This is a genomic window from Stenotrophomonas sp. CASM114 (genome assembly GCF_049384325.1).
GTDB lineage: Bacteria > Pseudomonadota > Gammaproteobacteria > Xanthomonadales > Xanthomonadaceae > Stenotrophomonas > Stenotrophomonas muris.
Genome location: NZ_JBMRGJ010000002.1, coordinates 362,287 through 381,981, shown reverse-complemented (window position 1 = coordinate 381,981; position 19,695 = coordinate 362,287). Strand labels below are relative to the sequence as shown.

General features: G+C 67.8%; 22 protein-coding genes. 10 read left to right on the top strand and 12 right to left on the bottom strand.

Annotated features, from left to right (window positions below):
• Nucleotides 1-55: 55 nt before the first annotated feature.
• Both VG566_RS04375 and VG566_RS04370 read right to left on the bottom strand, forming a co-directional pair.
• Entirely contained in the window at nucleotides 56-601 is a 546-nt protein-coding gene (locus tag VG566_RS04375; RefSeq protein ID WP_049406394.1) for a redoxin family protein, read from the bottom strand.
• Between the two features lie 3 nt (nucleotides 602-604).
• A complete protein-coding gene (locus VG566_RS04370; RefSeq protein ID WP_100449599.1) occupies nucleotides 605-1,396 on the bottom strand; it encodes an alpha/beta fold hydrolase in 792 nt (263 codons plus the stop codon).
• A gap of 342 nt (nucleotides 1,397-1,738) precedes the next feature.
• On the opposite strand from VG566_RS04370, the gene VG566_RS04365 reads away from it, so the two are divergent.
• From VG566_RS04365 to VG566_RS04345, 5 genes are all read left to right on the top strand, one after another.
• Complete coding sequence (locus VG566_RS04365; protein WP_049469733.1) at nucleotides 1,739-2,383, top strand: DoxX family protein; 645 nt, start codon at nucleotides 1,739-1,741, stop codon at nucleotides 2,381-2,383.
• A 95-nt stretch (nucleotides 2,384-2,478) separates the two neighbouring features.
• On the top strand, nucleotides 2,479-2,955 hold the full coding sequence (locus VG566_RS04360; protein WP_241884117.1) for an EF-hand domain-containing protein: 477 nt from the start codon (nucleotides 2,479-2,481) through the stop codon (nucleotides 2,953-2,955).
• 54 nt (nucleotides 2,956-3,009) lie between these two features.
• On the top strand, nucleotides 3,010-3,855 hold the full coding sequence (locus VG566_RS04355; RefSeq protein WP_053494608.1) for a DUF692 domain-containing protein: 846 nt from the start codon (nucleotides 3,010-3,012) through the stop codon (nucleotides 3,853-3,855).
• Nucleotides 3,848-4,582: a putative DNA-binding domain-containing protein gene (locus VG566_RS04350; RefSeq protein ID WP_241884116.1), complete on the top strand. Its 735-nt coding sequence runs from the start codon at nucleotides 3,848-3,850 to the stop codon at nucleotides 4,580-4,582. The genes VG566_RS04355 and VG566_RS04350 overlap by 8 nt, the downstream gene beginning before the upstream one ends.
• 82 nt (nucleotides 4,583-4,664) lie before the next feature.
• Complete coding sequence (locus tag VG566_RS04345; RefSeq protein WP_014646319.1) at nucleotides 4,665-5,303, top strand: ferric reductase-like transmembrane domain-containing protein; 639 nt, start codon at nucleotides 4,665-4,667, stop codon at nucleotides 5,301-5,303.
• 55 nt (nucleotides 5,304-5,358) lie between these two features.
• On the opposite strand, the gene VG566_RS04340 is transcribed toward VG566_RS04345, so the two are convergent.
• From VG566_RS04340 to VG566_RS04320, 5 genes are all read right to left on the bottom strand, one after another.
• Nucleotides 5,359-6,495: a metallophosphoesterase gene (locus tag VG566_RS04340; RefSeq protein WP_049441145.1), complete on the bottom strand. Its 1,137-nt coding sequence runs from the start codon at nucleotides 6,493-6,495 to the stop codon at nucleotides 5,359-5,361.
• Nucleotides 6,496-6,615: 120 nt separating this feature from the next.
• Nucleotides 6,616-8,157: a TerC family protein gene (locus VG566_RS04335; protein ID WP_241884115.1), complete on the bottom strand. Its 1,542-nt coding sequence runs from the start codon at nucleotides 8,155-8,157 to the stop codon at nucleotides 6,616-6,618.
• Between the two features lie 43 nt (nucleotides 8,158-8,200).
• Nucleotides 8,201-8,425: a helix-turn-helix domain-containing protein gene (locus tag VG566_RS04330; RefSeq protein ID WP_012479411.1), complete on the bottom strand. Its 225-nt coding sequence runs from the start codon at nucleotides 8,423-8,425 to the stop codon at nucleotides 8,201-8,203.
• A complete protein-coding gene (locus VG566_RS04325) occupies nucleotides 8,425-8,892 on the bottom strand; it encodes a DUF2975 domain-containing protein (protein WP_041864087.1) in 468 nt (155 codons plus the stop codon). The genes VG566_RS04330 and VG566_RS04325 overlap by 1 nt, the downstream gene beginning before the upstream one ends.
• Nucleotides 8,893-9,101: 209 nt before the next feature.
• Nucleotides 9,102-9,683, bottom strand: a complete 582-nt coding sequence (locus tag VG566_RS04320; RefSeq protein WP_241884114.1) for an NMCC_0638 family (lipo)protein — start codon at nucleotides 9,681-9,683, stop codon at nucleotides 9,102-9,104.
• 129 nt (nucleotides 9,684-9,812) lie between these two features.
• Between VG566_RS04320 and VG566_RS04315 the strand changes: the two genes are divergently transcribed.
• A complete protein-coding gene (locus VG566_RS04315; protein ID WP_004147836.1) occupies nucleotides 9,813-10,124 on the top strand; it encodes a metalloregulator ArsR/SmtB family transcription factor in 312 nt (103 codons plus the stop codon).
• A gap of 24 nt (nucleotides 10,125-10,148) precedes the next feature.
• Nucleotides 10,149-11,543 (top strand): DUF2867 domain-containing protein, encoded by a 1,395-nt coding sequence (locus VG566_RS04310; RefSeq protein ID WP_241884113.1) that lies wholly within the window; start codon nucleotides 10,149-10,151, stop codon nucleotides 11,541-11,543.
• Nucleotides 11,544-11,581: 38 nt separating this feature from the next.
• Here VG566_RS04310 and VG566_RS04305 read toward each other — a convergent pair whose 3' ends face one another.
• A complete protein-coding gene (locus VG566_RS04305) occupies nucleotides 11,582-12,013 on the bottom strand; it encodes a pyridoxamine 5'-phosphate oxidase family protein (protein ID WP_046429427.1) in 432 nt (143 codons plus the stop codon).
• A 285-nt stretch (nucleotides 12,014-12,298) separates the two neighbouring features.
• Between VG566_RS04305 and VG566_RS04300 the strand changes: the two genes are divergently transcribed.
• Together VG566_RS04300 and VG566_RS04295 are read left to right on the top strand one after the other, a co-directional pair.
• On the top strand, nucleotides 12,299-12,736 hold the full coding sequence (locus VG566_RS04300) for a hypothetical protein (RefSeq protein ID WP_049418964.1): 438 nt from the start codon (nucleotides 12,299-12,301) through the stop codon (nucleotides 12,734-12,736).
• Nucleotides 12,737-12,772: 36 nt separating this feature from the next.
• Entirely contained in the window at nucleotides 12,773-13,279 is a 507-nt protein-coding gene (locus VG566_RS04295) for a PaaI family thioesterase (RefSeq protein ID WP_241884112.1), read from the top strand.
• A gap of 9 nt (nucleotides 13,280-13,288) precedes the next feature.
• Here VG566_RS04295 and VG566_RS04290 read toward each other — a convergent pair whose 3' ends face one another.
• The 4 genes from VG566_RS04290 to VG566_RS04275 form a co-directional block, all read right to left on the bottom strand.
• Nucleotides 13,289-15,031, bottom strand: coding sequence for a GGDEF domain-containing protein (locus VG566_RS04290; RefSeq protein WP_241884111.1), 1,743 nt, complete (start codon nucleotides 15,029-15,031; stop codon nucleotides 13,289-13,291).
• Nucleotides 15,032-15,195: 164 nt separating this feature from the next.
• Complete coding sequence (locus tag VG566_RS04285; RefSeq protein WP_032961540.1) at nucleotides 15,196-16,221, bottom strand: AI-2E family transporter; 1,026 nt, start codon at nucleotides 16,219-16,221, stop codon at nucleotides 15,196-15,198.
• A 106-nt stretch (nucleotides 16,222-16,327) separates the two neighbouring features.
• A complete protein-coding gene (locus tag VG566_RS04280; protein ID WP_423172596.1) occupies nucleotides 16,328-17,380 on the bottom strand; it encodes a diguanylate cyclase domain-containing protein in 1,053 nt (350 codons plus the stop codon).
• A gap of 138 nt (nucleotides 17,381-17,518) precedes the next feature.
• Nucleotides 17,519-18,526, bottom strand: a complete 1,008-nt coding sequence (locus tag VG566_RS04275) for a LacI family DNA-binding transcriptional regulator (protein WP_241884110.1) — start codon at nucleotides 18,524-18,526, stop codon at nucleotides 17,519-17,521.
• Between the two features lie 95 nt (nucleotides 18,527-18,621).
• Between VG566_RS04275 and VG566_RS04270 the strand changes: the two genes are divergently transcribed.
• On the top strand, nucleotides 18,622-19,674 hold the full coding sequence (locus tag VG566_RS04270; protein WP_032961535.1) for a sugar phosphate isomerase/epimerase family protein: 1,053 nt from the start codon (nucleotides 18,622-18,624) through the stop codon (nucleotides 19,672-19,674).
• The last annotated feature ends 21 nt before the right edge of the window (nucleotides 19,675-19,695 follow it).

Below are 19,695 nucleotides of genomic sequence, written 5' to 3'. Positions count from 1 at the left end.
CGTTCTCGATGAGGACGAAGGTCAAGGCCGCGCGGCGCGGCCATGGTAGCGCGGCTCAGGGGTTGGCCAGCAGGCGCTGGATCTCGCTTTCGGTACGTGCGTAGTCGCCCTCGCCGTAATGGCGGTAGACCACCCGCCCCTGCCGGTCGAGCAGGTACAGTGCGGGCCAGAAGCGGTTGCCCCAGGCGTTCCAGATCCGGTACTGGTTGTCCTGCACCACCGGCCAGGTGATGTCCAACCGTGCGATGGCCTTGCGCACGTTGCCAGGCAGCCCTTCATAGGCGAACTCCGGCGTATGCACGCCGATCACCCTCAGGCCCTGCGACGCGTAGCGTGCATGCCACTGGTGGACATACGGCGCCACGTTGAGGCAGTTGCTGCAGGTGTAGGTCCAGAACTCGACCAGCACCACCTGCCCCCGCAACTGCTCCAGTGTGAGCGGCGGGCTGTTGTGCCAGGGCCCGCCACCGTCGAACCCGGCGGCGGGAACGGCCTGTGCCGGCTGCGCATCGGCCTCCGGGCTGGGCCAGGCCATCAACAGCGCAGCCCCACCCAGCACGCCCATCAGCAACGGCAGCACGTACGCACGCAGGCCGGCCATCGCTCAGCCCCCCTGCTCGGCCAGTGGCAGTTCCGCCGGCTTCACCCCCGCCGCTTCCAGGATGCTGTCGGCCACCTGCGCCGGATGCGAGAGCAGCGACACATGGCTGCTGCCGATCGATTGCAGCTGCGCGCCAATGCGCTTTGCGGTGGCGGCCTGCAGCTGCGGCGACAGCATGCGATCGTCACGGCTGAGCACGTACCAGCTCGGCTTGCTGCGCCACGCCGCAACGTTCACTACTTCGCCCAGCGCGCTGGCCTTCAACGGGACCTGCGTGCTGTACAGCAGTGCGGCCGACTTCTTCATCACGTCCGGCGCGAAGTCCTGGGCGACAGCGTCAGCCGGCAACGTCAGGTAGCCGTTCCTTTCCTGCAGGCGGGCCAGGCCCGGACCGACCGGGAAGCCTTCGCCCTGTTGCGCCGATGATTGCCCTGCATCCGGCGCGAACGCCGCCACGTACACCAGCGCCTGCACCTTCGGGTCATTGCCCGCTTCGGTGATGACCGTGCCACCCCAGCTGTGGCCGACCAGCACCACCTTGCCAGGCGCAGCGGCAATCGCACGACGGGTGGCGGCGACGTCGTCGGCCAACGAGGTGAGCGGATTCTGCACGGCCACCGCCGGCAGCTTCCAGTCATGCAGGGTGCTGATGACCTTGCTCCAGCTGGAGCCATCAGCGAACGCGCCGTGCACCAGGATGACGGTGGGCGGTGCAGCGGTATCGGCCTGGGCAGCGAAGGCAGGGGCGGCGGCGGCAAGGGCGAGAGCGGCGGCCAGCAAGCAGGTACGGATCATGGGGGGCACTCCGGAGTTGGGAGTGGCCATTTCCGCCTGCCGGTGTATCGGCGCTGTTTCGCCGCAGCGCGGAGTTGTACCGGACTGTAGGGCGCAGGCGGGTTTCTACAGTGGGATACATTCGCGCGCCGGTCCTGGCCGGGCGCTTTCGGGTGGATATCGCTGCCCGCACGCGGGCGCGCAACGCCCCGATGCGCATCCGCGCATCGTCTTTGTATCTGACTGTACGAAACCCCGGCCGCGGCCACAGTCGCTGACAAAACCCCGGGCAACGGCACACGTTGCCGATACCTGCGCCGCCTGGAATGGCTCCCATCGACCACTGGCCCGCAGGACACCACCATGATCAGCACCGCTTCTTCCGTGTATACGCCCCGCCTGGACGCCGTCGGCCGCTGGCTCTCGCCATTGGCGCTGCGCACCCTGCTGGCCTGGGAGTTCTTTGAATCCGGCCGCGAGAAGCTGGGCGGCCAGAACTGGTTCGCCGACCTGGAAGGCCGCTTCCCGTTCCCGTTCTCCACACTGCCCGCGTCGCTGAACTGGCAGCTGGCCACGTGGCTGGAACTGGTGGGTGCGGTGATGCTGCTGCTCGGCCTGGCCACGCGCTCGGTGGCCTACGTCTTCTGGGTACTCACCATCGTTGCCATCGCCGCCGTGCACTGGCCCGACCAATGGAACGGCCTGGGTGAACTCTGGCAGGGCTATGCGATCACCGACCAGGGCTACGGCAACTTCAAGCTGCCGTTGCTGTTCCTGGCCATGCTGCTGCCACTGATCCTCAACGGCGGTGGCGCACTCAGCGTGGACCGGCTGCTGGCCGGCCCCGGCCGTGCCACGGCAGGAAATGACGGCCTGGGTTGGGGCGTCAGCCTGATCGCCCTGCTGCTGCCGGTTGCCGCGCTGTTGCCCGGCATCGGCTTCGGCGGTGCCCTGCTCGGCGGTGTGCTGCTGCTGGGCCATCTGCTGCGCCGTCGCCGCGCCGCCTGAGCCGACTCCCCTGTTCCCGCGCGTTTCGCTTTCCGTCGCCTCTTCGGCGGCGTCCATCCCGCACGCCCCGCGTGCTTTCCCAAGGAGTCACCACCATGTCCATCTCGACCAAGAACACCTCTTCCTCCCGCCAGCCGCGCATCGGTGCCATCGGCATCGCCCTGGCCGGTGGCCTGCTGCTGGCCGGCCAGGCCGCGGCGATCCAGCCGCTGGCGATCAGCGCGGTGGCCATGAGCGCCGCCGCCGAAGGCAAGTGCGGTGAAGGCAAGTGCGGGGCCAACAAGGCCACCACCGGCAAGCCCGCCGGCAAGGCCAAGGTGGCCGAGGGCCAGTGTGGCGAAGGCAAGTGCGGCGACGCCTCGTTTGCCCGCACTGATCGCGACCACGACGGCAAGGTCTCGCGTGCCGAGTTCAATGCTGTGGCCGCCAAGCGTGCCGCCGAGTTCGACCGCATCGACACCGACCACGACGGTTACGTCAGCGAGCAGGAAGCGCACGACTACCTGCGCAGCGTCTACACCGCCAACGGCAAGCCGATGCCGAAGGGCCTGTTCTCCCGCGTTGCCGATTGATCGACGTTCACCCGGCGCCGCCTTCAAGGCGGCGCTCTCTGTGGAGCATCCGCCATGTCCCTGCCCCTGCCCACCCATGCCGCCGGTCTTGGCCTGCGCCGTGGCCTGATCGACGAACTGCTGGCCATGCCGGCCGGTGCCATCGACTTCCTCGAAGTCTCCCCCGACAACTGGATCGGCGTCGGCGGTGCACACGGCGACGCGCTGCGCCAACTCAGCGAGCGCCACCCCTTGACCTGCCACGGCCTGTCGCTGTCGCTTGGCGGTCCTGATCCGCTGGACCGCACCCTGCTGGCACAGACCCGTGCCTTCCTCGACCTGCACCAGGTGCAGCTGTACAGCGAACACCTGAGCTACTGCGCCGCCGGTGGCCATGTCTACGACCTGCTGCCACTGCCGTTCACCGCCGAGGCCGTTCACCATGTCGCCGGCCGTATCGCCCAGGTGCAGGACATGCTGGGCCGACGCATCGCCGTGGAGAACATTTCCTACTACGCCGTTGCCGGCGCGGACATGAGCGAGATCGACTTCATCAACGCCGTGCTCGCCGAAGCCGACTGCGACCTGCTGCTGGACGTCAACAACGTCTTCGTCAATGCCTGCAACAACGGTTACGACGCCTTCGAATTCCTGGCCCACGTGCCGTCCCACCGTGTCGCCTCGCTGCACGTAGCGGGCCACTTCGATGAAGACGACGGCTTCAAGATCGATACCCATGGTGCGCCGGTGAAAGGCGTGGTCTGGGCCCTGTTGCGCGAGGCCTACATGCGGGTGGGCGTGCGGCCCACGCTGCTCGAACGCGACTTCAACTTCCCGCCGCTGGCCGGGTTGCTGGCCGAGATCGCGCAGATCCGCCAGGCGCAGGCTGAGGCACGTTGGCCGGAGGTGGCCCATGGCTGAGCCGCTGGCTACCCTGCAACGGCGCTGGGCCGATCATGTGCGGGACCCTGCAAAGACCGCACCCGATGGCGTGGAGGCGCGCAGGCTGGCGGTATACCGCCGCCTGTGCATCGACAGCCTGGACACCCTGCTGGCCGGCAGCCTGCCGCGCCTGCAACACCAGTTGGGCACGTCGCGCTGGCGCGACACCGTGGCGCACTACTACGCCCACCACGCCTGCCAGACCCCGTTGTTCCCACGGATCGCCGGCGAGTTCGCGGCCTGGCTGGCAGTGCAGGACACGGTGGCACTGCCGGGCTGGGCGGCGGAACTGGCGCACTACGAGAGCACGCAGCAGTCGCTGCACATTGAACCGCGTGGCGCTGGGTGTTTGCTGCAGCGCGTACCCGAGGACAGTGATGTGCTGGCGGTTTCGCCGCTGGTGCGGGTGCTTGGGTACCGGTGGCCGGTGCATGAGGACGAGGGGCTGAAACCGGTGTTGGGCGCAGCTCCCACGCTGCTGGTGATCCAGCGCCGCGCCGATTTCAGCCTGAAGGTCGAGCAACCGTCACCGCTGGCCTACGCGCTGCTTTCGGTCTTCGGTGACGACGGCGCGCGTGTGGATGAGGCACTGCAGGCGCTGTCCGAAACACATGACGTGGCAACGGACGCATTGCGTGCTGCTTGCGTGCCCGTTCTGGGCGAGCTGTGCACGGCGGGGGTGCTGGTTGCATTGCCTGCTTTCTGAGGTGCCGGCCAGCGGCCGGCACTACCCGTTCATTGACCGGCAAGCGGCCGGCACTACCCGCCCCCTACTTCGAGGTCTCATCATGGCTGCTTCCAACATTTCCTTCCTGCACGGCTGGCGCCTGTTCGTAGCCATCGCCGTGGTCCTGATCGCGTTCGCACTGACCGCCTTCGCCCTGTATCCCGATGCAGCCGAAGGCAGCCGCGCGGCGATCCGGCTCACCGCCCGCACATCGTTCCTGCTGTTCCTGGCGGCATTCACGGCATCCTCCTTCGCCACCCTGCTGCCCGGCCCGTTCACCCGGTTCCTGCTGCGCGAACGGCGCATCATCGGTCTGTCCTTCGCGTTCTCGCACCTGCTGCACGCAGTCGCCATCACCAGTTTCGGCATCCTCAACCCGGCGTTCTGGCCAGCACGCTCCGCGCTGGCCAACCTCCCGGGCACGGTGGGCTACATCGCCATCCTGGCGCTGGCCATCACCTCGCACCGGGGGCTCGCCCGGCGCATGGGACCCACCGCCTGGCGTCGCCTGCACGTCACCGGCATGTGGATCATCGCGGCGGTGTTCACCTACTCGTACTTCAAGCGCGTGCCCGGCAACTTCTGGTATGCGGTGCCGTCGGCGCTGCTGTTCACCGCCTTCGTGGTGCGCTGGATCGCCAAGCGTGCGCAGGCCCTGCGTCGAAGTGCGCATGCGCGGCCGCCGCTGCGGGCGGCCTGACGGGCCAGGGTCAGATCCCTTTGCCAAAGGCAAAGGGATCTGACCCCACATCAGGTCAAGGCGCGCGGCGCAGCGTGATCAGGGTGATCTCCGAAGGCACACCGATGCGCGCCGGGAAACCGGCCCAGAGGCCCGCGCCGTTGCCCACGTACAGCGTCATCCCCTCCACGTCGTAGCGGCCGGACACGAAACCGCCATTGGCCCGCTTCACCAGCTGGTCCATGCCAATGATCTGCCCGCCATGGGTATGCCCGGACAATTGCAGCTTCACCCCGCGCGCCGCCGCCTCGCGCGCGTTGCGCGGGCGGTGGTCAAGCAGGATCACCGGTGCAGAGGGATCGGCACCGGCCAGTGCAGCGTCCAGATCCGGCAGCGGCAGGCCGTAGCGTGCGGCCACCGGATCGGTGACACCGGCGATGGTCAGCGCCGCATCGCCGCGCCGCACCTGCAGGTGGCTGTTCTCAAGCACCTGCATGCGCAGCGCGCGGAACGCCTGCATCCATTGCTGATACTGCGCGTAGTACTCATGGTTGCCGGTGATGGCAATGACGCCGTCCGGCGCCTGCAGATCGGCCAACGGGCGCGCGTCGTCACGGCGGGCCTCGACGCTGCCGTCGATCAGGTCGCCAGTGATCACGATCAGGTCCGGCTTCAGCGCGTTGCTCTCGTCCACCACCCTGCGCACCCAGTCGCCGGTCAGCAGGCGGCTGGCGTGGATGTCGGTCAGCTGCAGCACGCGATAGCCGTCGAACGCAGCAGGCAGATCCTTGATCGCCACGTCGATCTGCCTGGGCTGGGGCACGGCCATGCCCTGGCTGACGCCATAGCCACTCACAAGTAGCGCCAGCAGGCCGGCCAACGGCCGCAGCTTCGAGGCGCGCAGGGCCGATACGATGCGCGGCCAACGCAGCAGGCGCGAAAGCAGCAGGCCCACATCCAGCACCAGCATCAGCAACGCCAGCAGCAGCACCGCCGTGGAGCCGGTGGCCAGGACGGCGATGGCCATCCTCGGGATTTCCGGTGATGCCATCGTGCCCCAGAAGGTGGCCACGATGCGCAGCTGCACGGCCATGGCCACCACCAGCAGCGACAGCACGACCTTCAACCCGATGGGCATGCGCAGCGGCCAGAACAGGCGCCAGGCCACATACAGGCCCATCAACAAACCGATCGTACTCAGCACTGCAACCATCCATGACAGAAAGCGGGCCCGCCATGGTGACGGCTGCGGGTCGTGTTGTGTAGAGCCGCGCCCATGCTCGGCTTCTCGACACGCAGCCGGGCATGGGCCCGGCTCTACAACAACAGGCGGTCAGGCCATTCCGTCGAGGCGCTCCACCCGCAGGCGGGCGATACGGCGCTTCTCCATTGCCAGCACGGTGATGCGCACGCTGGCCACCTCCACTGCGTCGCCGACGTCCGGCAGGCGGCCCAGCTGCTCCAGCACCAGACCCGAGATGGTCATGTAGTCGGCACTGCGGGGCAGCGACACGCCCGCCAAACGCTGCAGGTCGTCCAGGGTCAGCGCACCATCGGCCTCCCATTGATCCTCGCCCTGCGCCACCACGCCATAGCGCTCGTCCTGGGTATCAACCAGGTCACCGGCAATCGCCGCCAGCAGGTCGTTGGCGGTCACCAGGCCCTCCACGCTGCCGTACTCGTCCACCGCCACCGCCAGCGGCACCGGATGTTGGCGGATCAGTTCCAGCGCCTGCAGCGCACTGGCAGTGGACAGAACGTACTGCGGTTCGCGCAGGTTGCCCTCCAGCTGCAGTGGCTTGCCCTGCAGCAGGTCGGCCAGCACGTCCCGGCTCTGCACCACGCCACGCAGGCTGTCCAGGTCACCGTCGCCGACCAGCAGGCGCGTATGCGGCGAGGCCACCAGGCGCGCCACCACATCCTCCTGACCACGCGCCAGGTCGATCCATTGCACGTCGGCACGCACAGTCATCACGCTGGACACCGGACGATCGGCCAGGCCCAGCACGCTGCGGATCATTTCGTGCTCCGCCGGCTGCAGGCGCTCGTCGGCGTCCACCTGCTCGTCCACGCCTTCGTCGTCGTGGCCGTTCGCTGGACGCGCGCCCAGCATCCTCAGCACGGCATCGGCGGTGCGCTGGCGGAACGGCTGGCGGCGCTCGTTGCGCTCACGGTTGAAACGCACCCACTGGTTGAACGCCTCGACCAGGATCGAGAAAGCGATCGCTGCGTACAGGTAGCCCTTCGGGATCTTGTAGCCCAGGCCTTCAGCCACCAGGCTGAAGCCGATCATCAGCAGGAAGCCCAGGCACAGCACCACCACGGTGGGATGCTTGTTGACGAAGCGGGTCAGCGGCTTGCTGGCCAGCAGCATCAACGCCATGGCGATGGTCACGGCCGCATACATCACGCCCAGGTTGTCGACCATGCCGACGGCGGTGATCACCGAGTCCAGCGAGAACACCGCGTCGAGCACCACGATCTGTGCCACCACCATCGCGAAGCTGGCATAGACCTTCTTGCCATCCTCGTGATGCTCGCGGCCTTCCAGCCGTTCGTGCAGTTCCATGGTGCCCTTGAACAGAAGGAACAGGCCACCGCCCAGCAGGATCAGGTCGCGCCCGGAGAAGCTGTGGTCGAACAAGGTCACCAGCGGCTCGGTCAACTTCATGATCCAGGCCAGCGCCGCCAGCAGCACCAGCCGCATCAGCAGTGCCAGCGCCAGGCCGATCACCCGCGCGCGGTCGCGCTGGTGCGGCGGCAGCTTGTCGGCAAGGATCGCAATGAACACCAGGTTGTCGATGCCGAGAACGATCTCCAGCACGACCAGGGTTGCAAGGCCCATCCATATCGAGGGGTCAGCCAACCATTCCATTTCAGGTCCGTTTCGTCAGTGGGTAAGGGAAAAGGGCGTCCACTCAGTCGGCATCCTGCGCCTGCGCCGGGTCATGCCCAAGCAGGTCGCCGGGCGTGCACTGCAGCTCGCGGCAGATCGCATCCAGCGTGGAAAAGCGGATGGCTCGCGCCTTGCCGGTCTTCAGGATCGACAGGTTCGCCAGGGTGATGTCGATGCGCCCGGCCAGCTCGGACAGGGTCATGCCCCGTGCCTGCAGCATGCGGTCCAGGGTGATGACGATCGCCATCAGATGACACCATCAAGGTCATCGCGCATCGCCGCGCCCACGGCGAACACGCGTGCGAGCACGAACAGCATCAGCACCGCCACCAGCCCGGTGATCGACATGCCGCCGCCCACCTCCATCCAGGTGAAATCCGGGCCCATCCAGGCCGCGTAGGCACCGATCAGGATCGACAGCAGTTCCATTGCCAGCATCAGCCAGGCCATGCGCTGCAGGCGCTGTGCATTGGCATGGGTGAACGGCCGCTCGCGCGCCGCCGACTTCAGCAGCCTCAGCAGATGGCGCAGGAACAGCAGGCACAGCACCAGCAGCGCGACGATCGCGCCCAGGCCCAGGCAGAAGTGCAGGAACAGGTCGTTGCCATGCGCGGCGGCGGCCTCGGCGTCATGCACGCTGTCGAGCAGCCAGCGGCGGTCATGGGCGACCAGGGGCACCGCCAGCAGTGCGGCCAGGATGCCCAGCCAGCACATCGCCCGGACGGCCTGTACGGCGGCCTGGGCCAGGGTGAACAAGCCTCGCGCGGGTCTGGCGCGGGCGGGACGAGCGGTCAAGCGGCCTCCGGCATTGGGGTGGCCTCGCCGCCCCAGGGTGGATTTATCGATAAACGATATAACACATCCTGCGTGAAAGGCTGAATCGCGGGCATGGTCCACCGGCTGGGCGCGGGCCCCGGCAGGCGTTACGGGGTGGGAGCCGCGGGTTCGAGCATCGCGTCCCCCGGCGTCACCGAGGCCATCGCCTGTACGCCGGCCTCGGCCGCCTGCCGCGTCACCAGCCGGAAGCGCACCTGCAGCTTGGCCTGCCCCGGCGTGGCCCAGCCGTATTGGATCGCCACCTGGTCGGCCGACAGCGGACCACGGCCCGGCAGCGAGCGCGCCTGCAATGGCTTCGGTGCCGCCTGCACCAGCCGTGCGAAGCCCTTCTGCACCACCGCCGCTTCGGCCTTTTCCGCATACACCGAGCAGGTGCCGTCGTCGGCCCAGCTGACCGCATAACGGCCGCTGGCCAGCGGCACCATCCAGGCCACGCCCGACTGCCCCTGCAGCAACGTTGCCGCTTCGGCAGGCTGCAGCGGTGACAGCCCGTTGGATTCCATCAGCGACTGCACCCGCGCCGGCGCGCCGATGTGCTGCATGCAGGCGGTATCGAACAACTCGCTGAAGGGATCCTGCGCCGGGGCCTTGGCCTTGGGAGTACGCGCGGGTTGCGCCACCGCCAGGGTGGGCAGCAGGGCCAAAGCCAGCCAGAACGCAGGACGCATCGGGATTCCACGCTACGGAAAACAGCAGGGAGGATGGCAAAGCCCGGGCGCGCCGCGCAATGGGTCATGGCTTGACAGTCCTAAGCTGCGGGAGCAACATGAATTAACGAATTAGTTAACTAACTCTCCATGGACCGCATCTTCGAAGCCCTTGCCTCCACCGCCCGCCGGCAGATCCTGGCCTATCTCAGCGCCGGCGAGCTCAGCGCGGGCGAGCTGGCCGAGCGCTTCGACTTCAGCAAGCCGGCGTTGTCCAGCCACCTGCGCATCCTCGAGGAAGCCGGACTGATCGAACGCGAGAAGCGCGGCCAGTTCGTGTACTTCAGGCAGGTACCCGACCGTTTGGCCAACACGTTGTTCTCGTGGGCGGCCGAAGTCTGCCCGGTCGGCGGCCCGCTCAAGCGTGAAGCCCGCGCCCGCCGCAAGTCCCCCGCCCGCTGATCCGCCCCGCCAAGGAGCATGACCATGCCTGGTTCGACCCGCGATCGCCGTTCGTTTCCAGCAGTGCAGCTTCCGGCACAGGACGGCGGCAGTCCGACCGAAGTCACCCTGATCGCGCAGCTCGGCATCGGTGCCGGCGACGCGCTGGTGAGTGACGCCGGCCAGCGTCAGCGCCACCACCCGGCGTTCATCGATGCGTTGGATGAACCTTCGGCGCGACTGGGTGGCATGCACCTGCAGCACGGGGATGCCTCCTCGCTGTACAGCTTCACCGTCGGTGCCGGTGGCCACCCGTTTCATCGCCATGCAGGCCCGCGCATGTTCACCGCCATCGCCGGCAGCGCGGGAGCCGAGCTGCGTTTCGCTACCGCCTCCGACGCGCAGCTGGCAGCAGGTCCTGGTGCCTTCGCGCGCACGCTTCGGCGCGTCCGCATCCCACCGGACTGCCTGTTTACCGTGCGCTTCGGCGGCGGCACCTGGCACCAGTTCGCGTCGAACCATCCTGCACATCCGGCGCTGTTTGCGCTGTCCTGCCACAGCGATGAACTGGCAGGCCGAATGAGCGAGCAGACCCGTGCGCAGGTGGAGCGCAATGCCGCCGATATCCCCAGCCTGACCGAGGTGCTTCCGGAATCGTACTGGCCTTCGTGCACCTCGCTTGCGGCGGCACCGCTGTTGCAGCTGTCGCTGCAGGCGGCACCTCCCAGCGTGTGCGCGCACCTGTGCGCGCGTACCCGTGCCGTGCTCGGCCCGCTGCGCCGCATCCCCATGCGGCCGCTGCGCGGGTTCGTCGAACGTGCCACACCGGCCTATCCCATCCATTCGCGGCCCGCGCCCACCGATGGCCTGCTGACCACAGCGCTGCCGCACAGCCACTACCAGGACCTGACCACCCTGTGCCTGGAACCCTCGCAGGTGGTCCACCCTTCCGCGTCGGCGCTGCTGGCCGACGTACTGGAGGGCTTCCTGCGCAATCCACCCAGCGGCGTAGGCCATCTGATGGCGCTGCGAAACCGACTGGTGGCACCGCTGCGGTTGCGCACGTCGCCGCTGGGATGCCCGGTGTCGTCATTGCTGTCGACCGATCGCAGCCGGTTGTTCGCTGGTCGATTCCCGGTGCTGGATTCGCACATCGATACGCAGGACAACGACGCCGAAGTCCTGCTCGGCGCCGACGATCGGCACCTGCGTTTCCGCAGCAGCGTGCGCGTGCAGCGGCATCGCGATGGACACGTCGAGATCAGCCTGGGCTCACGCGTGCAGACCCTCAATGCGTTCGGCGGCATGTACATGGCCCTGATCGACGCCGGGCACCGGCACTATGTCGCACCGGCACTGCTGCGGCGCGCGGTGGAGCACGCCTTGGCACCGGAACTGGCCAACCTTGAGGGTCCGGCAGCACACCCTGCGCACTGCTGACCCTGGAACGCGATGCGCCGGGCGCTGCGCGGTTCCGGTCAGATCACGATTTCGCCCTCGTCCTCGCCATCCCAGTAGTGGATGCGGCTGGCGCGCACATGGATCAGTACCAGCCCCGGTGTATCCACGCCCTGTTCGAACCAGCGCTCCAGGTCCTTCACCCAGTGCTGGCTCATCGTGGCCCGGTCGCGCACCAGCACAGCCCTGCCCTGCACGTGCACGAACAGCGGCGGCTTGCCCAGCAGCGACTTGCTGCCGGAAAAACCCAGCGCAACGGCTGGGTCAGCTTCAATCTCGCGCACCATGTCGGTGTCTTCGGTGGTGAAGAACCAGCTGTCACCGTCATAGTCCACGTCGCCATTGTTGCTCATCGGACGGCCGGCAATCTCTCCACCGGCGTGGGTCTGCAGCAGGCTGAAATCAATGCCGGCCATTTTCCTGGCCAGTTCGGGCAGGGTGAGCTGGGTCATGGCGTCGTCCTTCATGGAATGGAATCCCAGCGTCTGCGCAGCGCGGTGACCTGGGCGTGGACGGGTAGTTGCGGCCTCTTCACAGGAAACGAGATAGAGCGCATGGCGCGTACGTGACGCATTCCTCACCACCACACTGGCGTTAACGGCAGATGGAGGAACGGCCCTGCAAGCCGCGACACGCCCCTAACGGCGTGCTGCCCCAGAATCGCGCAACCCCGTGGCGCGACCGGCATGGCTGCCGGTACAAACGCGGCCTTTCCTCCGCAACCGCATGGCCTCCACATGGACCTGTCCGCCTGGCTCGCGTTCGGCTGCTACCTGTTGGCGTTCTTCATTGTCTCCCTGTTTGCTGCGGCCTATCTGAAACGCTCCGACTTCATGCCCTACCACGGCCAGGCCGTGGACAGGCCGTGGGCACAGATCGACCCCCGCATGCAGGTGCTGCTGATGGCACTCATCCGCGTGGTGGGCGCTGCCTGGATCGCACTGGCCGGTGCCGGCGTGATGCTGGCCTGGTTGATCTTCTTCGGAGGTCACTTCGCACTGCCGCAGCTGCTGGCGTTCCAGCTTTTCTGCCTGGTCGCCACCCTGCCGCCGGTCCTGGTCGCTTCCGGCGTGCGGCGACGCACCGGTGCGCGTACACCGGTGCCCGCCGGCGCCGCTGTGGTGCTGCTGTCGGTCATCGGATTCGTGCTGGCCCTGTTGTCGCTACCGCAGTGAGTTCTTTTTCTCCCCTCTCCCCCGCGAGGCTCCACGATGAATCCCGAATCGATCTTCTACAGCGTGGTCAACGGTGATCTTCCACGCTCCCAGGCCGGCACCCTGCTCGGCTGGCGCTTCGTCGGTTACGACGATGCACTGCGCCGCATCCAGGTCGAGTTCGAGGCCGGGCCGGTGCTCACCAACCCGATGGGCAACGTGCAGGGCGGTTTCCTGTCAGCGATGCTGGACGACTGCATGGGGCCAGCGATCTACGCCACCCTGCCTGCCAACCGCATCGCGGTCACGGTCGAATCCAAGACCAGTTTCGTCCGCCCCGCTCGGCCCGGGCGGATCATCGGCTGGGGCGAAGTCGAGCACAGCAAGGGCAGCATCGCCTTCACCCGCGGCTGGCTGACCGACCCGGCCGGCAAGGTGCTGGCCACTGCCAGCGCCACCTTCCGCGTGGGTGCGCTGCGCTGGCGTGGACTCTCGGTGCCGCGTCCCATCGCACGCCGGATGATTGCGCGCACGCTGCGGCGCGTGCATGCGCAGATCGGCTGATGGGTGCCGTCAACGTGCGTTGCGGCCGCCGCCGGCCACGCGCACGCGGTCGCGGCCCTGCGCCTTGGCCTGGTACATGGCCGCGTCGGCGGCACGCAGCAGGGTGCGCCAGCCCAGCGCGTCGGTGCCGCCCTCGGCCACACCGAAGCTGGCGGTAACCCGCAGCACCTTGCCACCGACCAGGGCGATGTCCAGCCGCTGCAGCGCCACCCGCAGCGACTCGGCCAGCTGGCGGCCACCGGCCAGATCACCGTCGGCCAGCAACACGAGAAACTCCTCGCCACCATAGCGGGCAATGCTGTCGCTGCGGCGCAGGTGGCGCTGCAGCAGCTGCGCCACCTGCACCAGCACCTCGTCACCGGCGTCATGCCCGTGCCCATCGTTGATCGCCTTGAAGCGGTCCACGTCCAGCAGGATCACCACCGCGCTGTTGCCGCCGTCGGCATGACGCTGCTGCACCAACTCGTCCAGCGCGCGCCGGTTCAACAGCCCGGTCAGCTCATCGGTGCCGGCCAGCTGACGCAGCTCGCTGGTCAATGCCCAGCGCTCGCGCGACTTCTCGCGCAGCACTTCGATGGCATCGAACAGGCGCTGCATCTCGGCCAGCGGGTGGGTCACATGCTGCTCCGGGCCGGGCGCTTCCGAGGCGATCTGGATGACCTGCTTCTGCGCCTGCAGCAGCGGCCGCAGGATCTGAAGATGCGCGATGCGCAGCGCCACGCCCAGCACCACCAGCGTGCCCAGCGCCGTCGCCACCAGCACCACCAGGCGCGTCGCTTCGCGATTGCGGGTGCGTTCGAAACGGGCGATGGACACGCTCAGGTAGCCGTCCCGCAGCGCTTCCAGCGACCGCAGGGTCGGCACGTAGCGGGTGGTGAATTCGGCGGTGGTCCACGGCGGCGGCACGCCGCGCCGGCCATCCTCGATCAACTGTTCGATCATCGGCAGCGATTCGCCGAAGAACTGCCGGCGCGCCATGTCCCAATGCCAGGACAGCGCCGGATCACTGCGGAACACCGCTTCATGGCTGCCTGCCAGCCGCCACAGCTCCAGCAGGCGGCCTTCGGTCTGCAATGCCGCCCGCACCTGTTCGTCACGCCAGGCCCCCGGTACCGCCACCGGCGCCATCACGTTCGAGGCCAGGCGGCCGCCATGCTCGCGCAGGTCGATCAGCACCTGGCCCTGCATCGCCGGAATCGCCGCTTCGCGGTCGGCGCTGACCAGCACGTTGATCTGCGCCGAGGTCAGCACGTGCAGGCGATCAACCACGGCGAACATGCTGCTGATCGCGCGCTCCACGTCCTCCACCTGGCGCGCGCCATGCGGCTGTGCCGCCACCCGGTCCACCGCGGCCCGCGCCGATTGCAGGCGACGTTGCGCATCGGCCAGCAGCCCGTGTTCGTCGACCACGCCCGGGTCAGCGTTGAACACGGTGTCCAGGCGTTGCAGGGCGGTATCGACCCGCTTGCGCGCGACTGCCAGCTCCGCCGCCAGCCGGGTCTGTTCGCCCGCATCGGCCGTGTTGGCCCCGAGCAGGCTGTTGGCGGGGCCGCGCTCGGCCGACACCAGGTTGGCCAGGTCGAAGGTCTGCCGCAGCTGGCGCAGGCTGACCAGGTTGTCCTCGGCGGCAGTGAAGCGCAGCGTGCCCTGCACCAGCGCGATGGCCATCAATGGCAGCGTACAGACTACGAACAGCCCGGCCAGGATCCAGACCCAGGTCCGCAATCCGATGGGCGACGCCTTGCGGGCCATGCACATTTCCCCTGTAGTGCACAACACTGTAGCGGCCGCCTGCACAGGCGCCAAGCCGCTACCGGATCAATCGTTGCCATGGGTATACCGCGCCCGCCGCGAACGCACCGACAAAGGCCGCACGGGTTGTCGAATCGGGGCAAATTACGTCATGCCCCGCCGCGTCAGATCCAGCGCTGGTCGACCAGTTCGCGCTTCACGTAGGCATAGAACACCGGTGCGGCGACCAGGCCCGGCAGGCCGAAGGCCGCCTCCATCACCAGCATGGCCAGCAGCAGCTCCCAGGCACGCGCCTGGATCTCGCCACCGACGATGCGCGCGTTGAGGAAGTACTCCAGCTTGTGGATCACGATCAGGTACAGCAGCGCCGCCACCGCCACATAGAACGAGACCGACAGCGCGACGATGGCGATGATCGTGTTGGAAATGATGTTGCCCACCACCGGCAGCAGGCCGGCCAGGAAGGTGATCAGCACCAGGGTCTTGGACAGCGGCAGGTGCACGCCGAACAACGGCAGCACGCCCAGCAGGAAGATGGCGGTGAACACGGTGTTGAGCAGCGAGATCTTCACCTGCGCGAACACCACCTGGCGGAACGCGGTGGCCAGGCGGCTGGTGCGCCCGACCAGCTCCTGCGCCAGCGGGCCCATCTTCGGCAGCGGCAGTTCGTCATACAGCGCGATCATCGCGCCCAGCACCATGCCGATCAGTACGCGCACGCCGACCTGTACCACCGAGGTACCGGCCACGCCCAGCTGCCGCTGGTGCTCGGCGGCCCAGTCGTTCAGCGCCGCGCGCAACGCCGGCATGTCTTCGGGAATGTAGGGTTGCAGCAGCGCCGGCACCTGGTGCCGCGAAGTGTTGAGGATCTCCATCAGGCGCGCCAGCAATGCGTCCGGGCCGCCGGTCTCGTTGCGGAAGAACGAGGCCACGCCGATGCCGGCCAATACCAGCCCGCTGATGATGATCGCCGACAGCACGATCACTGCGATCGCCCGTGCCCGCCCCGGCGGCAGCTTGCCCTCCACGGTGGAGGCCAGCACGTGCGTCAGCTGGAACACCAGCAGGCCGGACAGCAGGGTCACCACCAGGCCGAGCTTCAGCGCCAGCCACATGCCCAGCAACATCATCAGCCACGCCGCGATCCTTGGAATGGGGGGCTTGGGCTGGGCAACGAGAGCGTCTTGCATGGGAGCGCGTCCGGGCGGGGTGGCCCATGGTAGAGGATTGGCGTGCCGATTCCGCGTGCAGGATGAACCGGCATTTCACCCTCGTTCGGCGGCGGCGGTGCCGCACTCACTCGCCGTAGCTGGCCGTGTTCTTGCCCTGCCGCTTGGCGTGGTACAGCGCGCGGTCGGCCAGTGCCAACCAGTCCTCGACACTGCCGCCACGCGGTGTGGCGGCAATGCCGATACTGACGCTGAACTCCACGCCCGGCGTGGCCTGCTGCGCGGCCTCCAGCAGGTGCAGGCGCACCCGCTCGGCCACATGCATCGCATCGACGGGTGCGCAGTCGCGCAGCAGCACCACGAACTCATCGCCCCCCAGCCGCGCGGGCGTATCACCGGGCCGGGCAAAGGTGCGCAATGTCGCCGCGACATGCCGCAGCACCTCGTCACCGGCGCGGTGGCCATGCGAGTCATTGATGCGCTTGAAGTCATCCACATCGAGCATCAGCAGACAGGCAAAACCGCCCTGGCCCTGTGCCCGGTCCAGCGCCTGCTGCGCACGCAGGATCAGGAAGCCGCGGTTGGCCAGCTCGACCGGCGGGTCCATCCGGCTGAGCCGCTGCAGCTGACGGTTCTGCGATTTGACCCGGCGCGCCAGCTGCCAGCTGAGAATGCTGAGGCCGATGCCATACACGAACAGGAATGGGACACTCAGCATGATCGTGCGCTGCGAGGTGACCGGCTGGAAAGGGAAGCCGAGCAGCCACCAGGCGAGAGCGAAACCCAGCAGCAGGGCCAGGGTGGCGCGCATCGCCAGGCGCACGCCACCGGCAGCGATCTTGTCGGCCACCAGCAGTGCGGCGAACAGTGCACTGGGCACCGCGCTCAACGCCATGAAGGCGATCCAGCCACCGCCGAAGAAGGAGTCGGCCACCATGCAGCGGAACTGGACGACCGCCGGCTGGCGCGAGCGCTGGGTCAGCCGCAGTGCCAGTGCCGGCCACGCCAGCGCGTTGAGCAGCAGCAGGACCCAGGCCAGCCCGCCGTCCTGGCGTTCAAGCATGATCGAAGCGATGGGGATCGCCCCCAGCCCATTGCCGACGAAACGCATCCAGCCGATGCGACGTGCCGCGCCAATGCCTTCGACCGCGCCTTCCGCCGAATCGGTGAAGAATGGCATTGCCGACCCCCTTGCGCGATCGCACCTGGTGCTACGGCCCTTGCCGGGCTGCCTGCGATGAGTCTGACAGCTTTGCGTCAATTCGGGATCAAGGTTGCGCGATATCGCGCGGGCCGCTGCCCCTCCCGCTCCCCGTGGTTACCCGGGGCGGGGCGCAGCCGTCGAGCCACGCAGCTTGAAGCTGAACTCCAGCGTCTGCTGAAGCGGCACATCGACGTGCTCGATGATGGCGAGCAGCAGGTTGACCGCACGCTCGCCAATCTCCCGCATCGGCTGCCGGATGGTCGTCAGCGGGGGCGTGAGGTAGCGGGAGGACGCCAGATCATCGAAGCCGACCACGGACAGCTCGTCCGGCACGCGGATGTCCAGGTCCCGGCAAGCGGCCAGGGTTCCCAGCGCCATCTGGTCACTGAAGCAGAACACCGCGGTCGGCGCGGCCGTGCCATCCAGCAGCGCCATCGCCGCTGCATGGCCGGATTCCACGGAAAAGTCACCCGGCACGATGCTCAGCTGGCGCAGGCGGCCACGCGCCTTGCCGGCCGCGCGGACCCCTTCCAGCCGTTGCTGGTGCAGGGGATTGTCAGGCGGCCCGCCGACCACCGCAATCCGTTCGTGTCCCAGCCCGTACAGATGCTCCATCACCGCGCGTGCGGCGGCGGCGTTGTCGATGTGGACGCTGGGGATGCCCAGCGCGGGGTCGAACTCGCAGCCGTTGACCACCGGTGCGGCGGCGCCGCGCTGCTCGACGATCTCGCGCGCGGTCGGTGGCAGGCGATGGCCCAGCACGATCATGCCGTCGGCCTCGTTGCGCCGGAGCATCTGCGCGTAGCGCTCCTCGCGGTCGGGTTGATGCTGGGTATCGCCCAGCAGGACCGCATAGCCCACCGCCTGCGCGGCCTCCTCCGCCCCCTGCAGGATCTGCGCGAAGAACGGATTGGCGATGTCCGGGACGGTGACCAGGATCTTGCCGCTGCGCTGGGTCTTGAGCGTGCGCGCCACCGTGTTGGGCACATAGCCCAGTGCGGCGGCGGCCTGCTCGATGCGCGCGCGGGTGGCCGGCAGCACTTTGTCCGGCCGCGAAAGCGCGCGCGACACCGTACCGGCGGACACGCCGACGTGTTTTGCGATGTCGTAGATGGTGGCCATGGCGTTAGTCCTCCTGCCCGCTGTGCACTGCACAACAGGTCCTGCGTGAGCCCCTGCTAGGATAATGCAATCGATTGCATCGAGGGCGAATCACGTTGAAGACGCTCAAGGGTCCAGCGCTGTTCCTGGCGCAGTTCATCGGCGACACAGCTCCTTTTGATCGGCTGGACACGCTGGCCGGATGGGCCGCGGGTCTGGGCTATTCTGGCGTACAAGTCCCCACCTCCGCGCCCCACCTGTTCGACCTGGCGCAGGCGGCGCGCAGCCAGGCGTACTGCGACGACATTGCCGGCATGCTGGCCGGGCACGGCCTGCAGATCACCGAACTGTCGACCCACCTGCAGGGGCAGTTGGTTGCCGTCCATCCTGCCTACGACAGCCTGTTCGACGGATTCGCGCCACCGGACAAGCGCGGCAACCCGGCCGCCCGCCAGGCCTGGGCGGTGGAGCAGCTGCGGCTGGCGGCGCAGGCCAGCCAGCGCCTGGGGCTGACCGCGCATGCCACGTTCTCCGGTGCATTGGCCTGGCCCTACTTCTACCCCTGGCCGCAGCGCCCGCCGGGACTGGTGGAAGAAGCCTTCGCCGAACTCGGCCGTCGCTGGCGCCCGATCCTGGATGCGTTCGATGCCTGCGGCGTTGACCTGTGCTTCGAGATCCACCCGGGCGAGGACCTGCACGATGGTGCGACCTTCGAGCGCTTCCTCGATGAGGTCGACCACCATCCCCGCGCGAAGATCCTGTACGACCCCAGCCACCTGCTGCTGCAGCAGATGGATTACCTCGGTTTCATCGACCGCTACCACGCGCGCATCGGCATCTTCCACGTCAAGGACGCGGAACATCGCCCCAGCGCAAGCAGCGGCGTGTACGGCGGCTACCAGGACTGGATCGACCGTCCGGGCCGGTTCCGTTCACCCGGTGACGGCCAGATCGACTTCAAGGCGATCTTCTCGAAGTTCGCGCAGTACGACTTCCCCGGCTGGGCGGTACTGGAATGGGAGTGCTGCCTGAAGCACCCGGAAGACGGCGCGCGCGAGGGTGCCGCCTTCATCCGCGACCACCTCATCCGCGTGACCGAACGCGCCTTCGATGACTTCGCCGACAGTGGCACCGACGCCGCATCACTGCACCGCATGCTGGGAATCTGAGCCAAGACCGCCCCGGGAGGG

Excerpts from the sequence above, each read along its gene's own strand:
- VG566_RS04375 (WP_049406394.1), bottom strand. The coding sequence starts at position 601 with ATGGCCGGCCTGCGTGCGTACGTGCTGCCGTTGCTGATGGGCGTGCTG.
- VG566_RS04370 (WP_100449599.1), bottom strand. The coding sequence starts at position 1,396 with ATGATCCGTACCTGCTTGCTGGCCGCCGCTCTCGCCCTTGCCGCCGCC.
- VG566_RS04365 (WP_049469733.1), top strand. The coding sequence starts at position 1,739 with ATGATCAGCACCGCTTCTTCCGTGTATACGCCCCGCCTGGACGCCGTC.
- VG566_RS04360 (WP_241884117.1), top strand. The coding sequence starts at position 2,479 with ATGTCCATCTCGACCAAGAACACCTCTTCCTCCCGCCAGCCGCGCATC.
- VG566_RS04355 (WP_053494608.1), top strand. The coding sequence starts at position 3,010 with ATGTCCCTGCCCCTGCCCACCCATGCCGCCGGTCTTGGCCTGCGCCGT.
- VG566_RS04350 (WP_241884116.1), top strand. The coding sequence starts at position 3,848 with ATGGCTGAGCCGCTGGCTACCCTGCAACGGCGCTGGGCCGATCATGTG.
- VG566_RS04345 (WP_014646319.1), top strand. The coding sequence starts at position 4,665 with ATGGCTGCTTCCAACATTTCCTTCCTGCACGGCTGGCGCCTGTTCGTA.
- VG566_RS04340 (WP_049441145.1), bottom strand. The coding sequence starts at position 6,495 with ATGGTTGCAGTGCTGAGTACGATCGGTTTGTTGATGGGCCTGTATGTG.
- VG566_RS04335 (WP_241884115.1), bottom strand. The coding sequence starts at position 8,157 with ATGGAATGGTTGGCTGACCCCTCGATATGGATGGGCCTTGCAACCCTG.
- VG566_RS04330 (WP_012479411.1), bottom strand. The coding sequence starts at position 8,425 with ATGGCGATCGTCATCACCCTGGACCGCATGCTGCAGGCACGGGGCATG.
- VG566_RS04325 (WP_041864087.1), bottom strand. The coding sequence starts at position 8,892 with ATGTGCTGGCTGGGCATCCTGGCCGCACTGCTGGCGGTGCCCCTGGTC.
- VG566_RS04320 (WP_241884114.1), bottom strand. The coding sequence starts at position 9,683 with ATGCGTCCTGCGTTCTGGCTGGCTTTGGCCCTGCTGCCCACCCTGGCG.
- VG566_RS04315 (WP_004147836.1), top strand. The coding sequence starts at position 9,813 with ATGGACCGCATCTTCGAAGCCCTTGCCTCCACCGCCCGCCGGCAGATC.
- VG566_RS04310 (WP_241884113.1), top strand. The coding sequence starts at position 10,149 with ATGCCTGGTTCGACCCGCGATCGCCGTTCGTTTCCAGCAGTGCAGCTT.
- VG566_RS04305 (WP_046429427.1), bottom strand. The coding sequence starts at position 12,013 with ATGACCCAGCTCACCCTGCCCGAACTGGCCAGGAAAATGGCCGGCATT.
- VG566_RS04300 (WP_049418964.1), top strand. The coding sequence starts at position 12,299 with ATGGACCTGTCCGCCTGGCTCGCGTTCGGCTGCTACCTGTTGGCGTTC.
- VG566_RS04295 (WP_241884112.1), top strand. The coding sequence starts at position 12,773 with ATGAATCCCGAATCGATCTTCTACAGCGTGGTCAACGGTGATCTTCCA.
- VG566_RS04290 (WP_241884111.1), bottom strand. The coding sequence starts at position 15,031 with ATGGCCCGCAAGGCGTCGCCCATCGGATTGCGGACCTGGGTCTGGATC.
- VG566_RS04285 (WP_032961540.1), bottom strand. The coding sequence starts at position 16,221 with ATGCAAGACGCTCTCGTTGCCCAGCCCAAGCCCCCCATTCCAAGGATC.
- VG566_RS04280 (WP_423172596.1), bottom strand. The coding sequence starts at position 17,380 with ATGCCATTCTTCACCGATTCGGCGGAAGGCGCGGTCGAAGGCATTGGC.
- VG566_RS04275 (WP_241884110.1), bottom strand. The coding sequence starts at position 18,526 with ATGGCCACCATCTACGACATCGCAAAACACGTCGGCGTGTCCGCCGGT.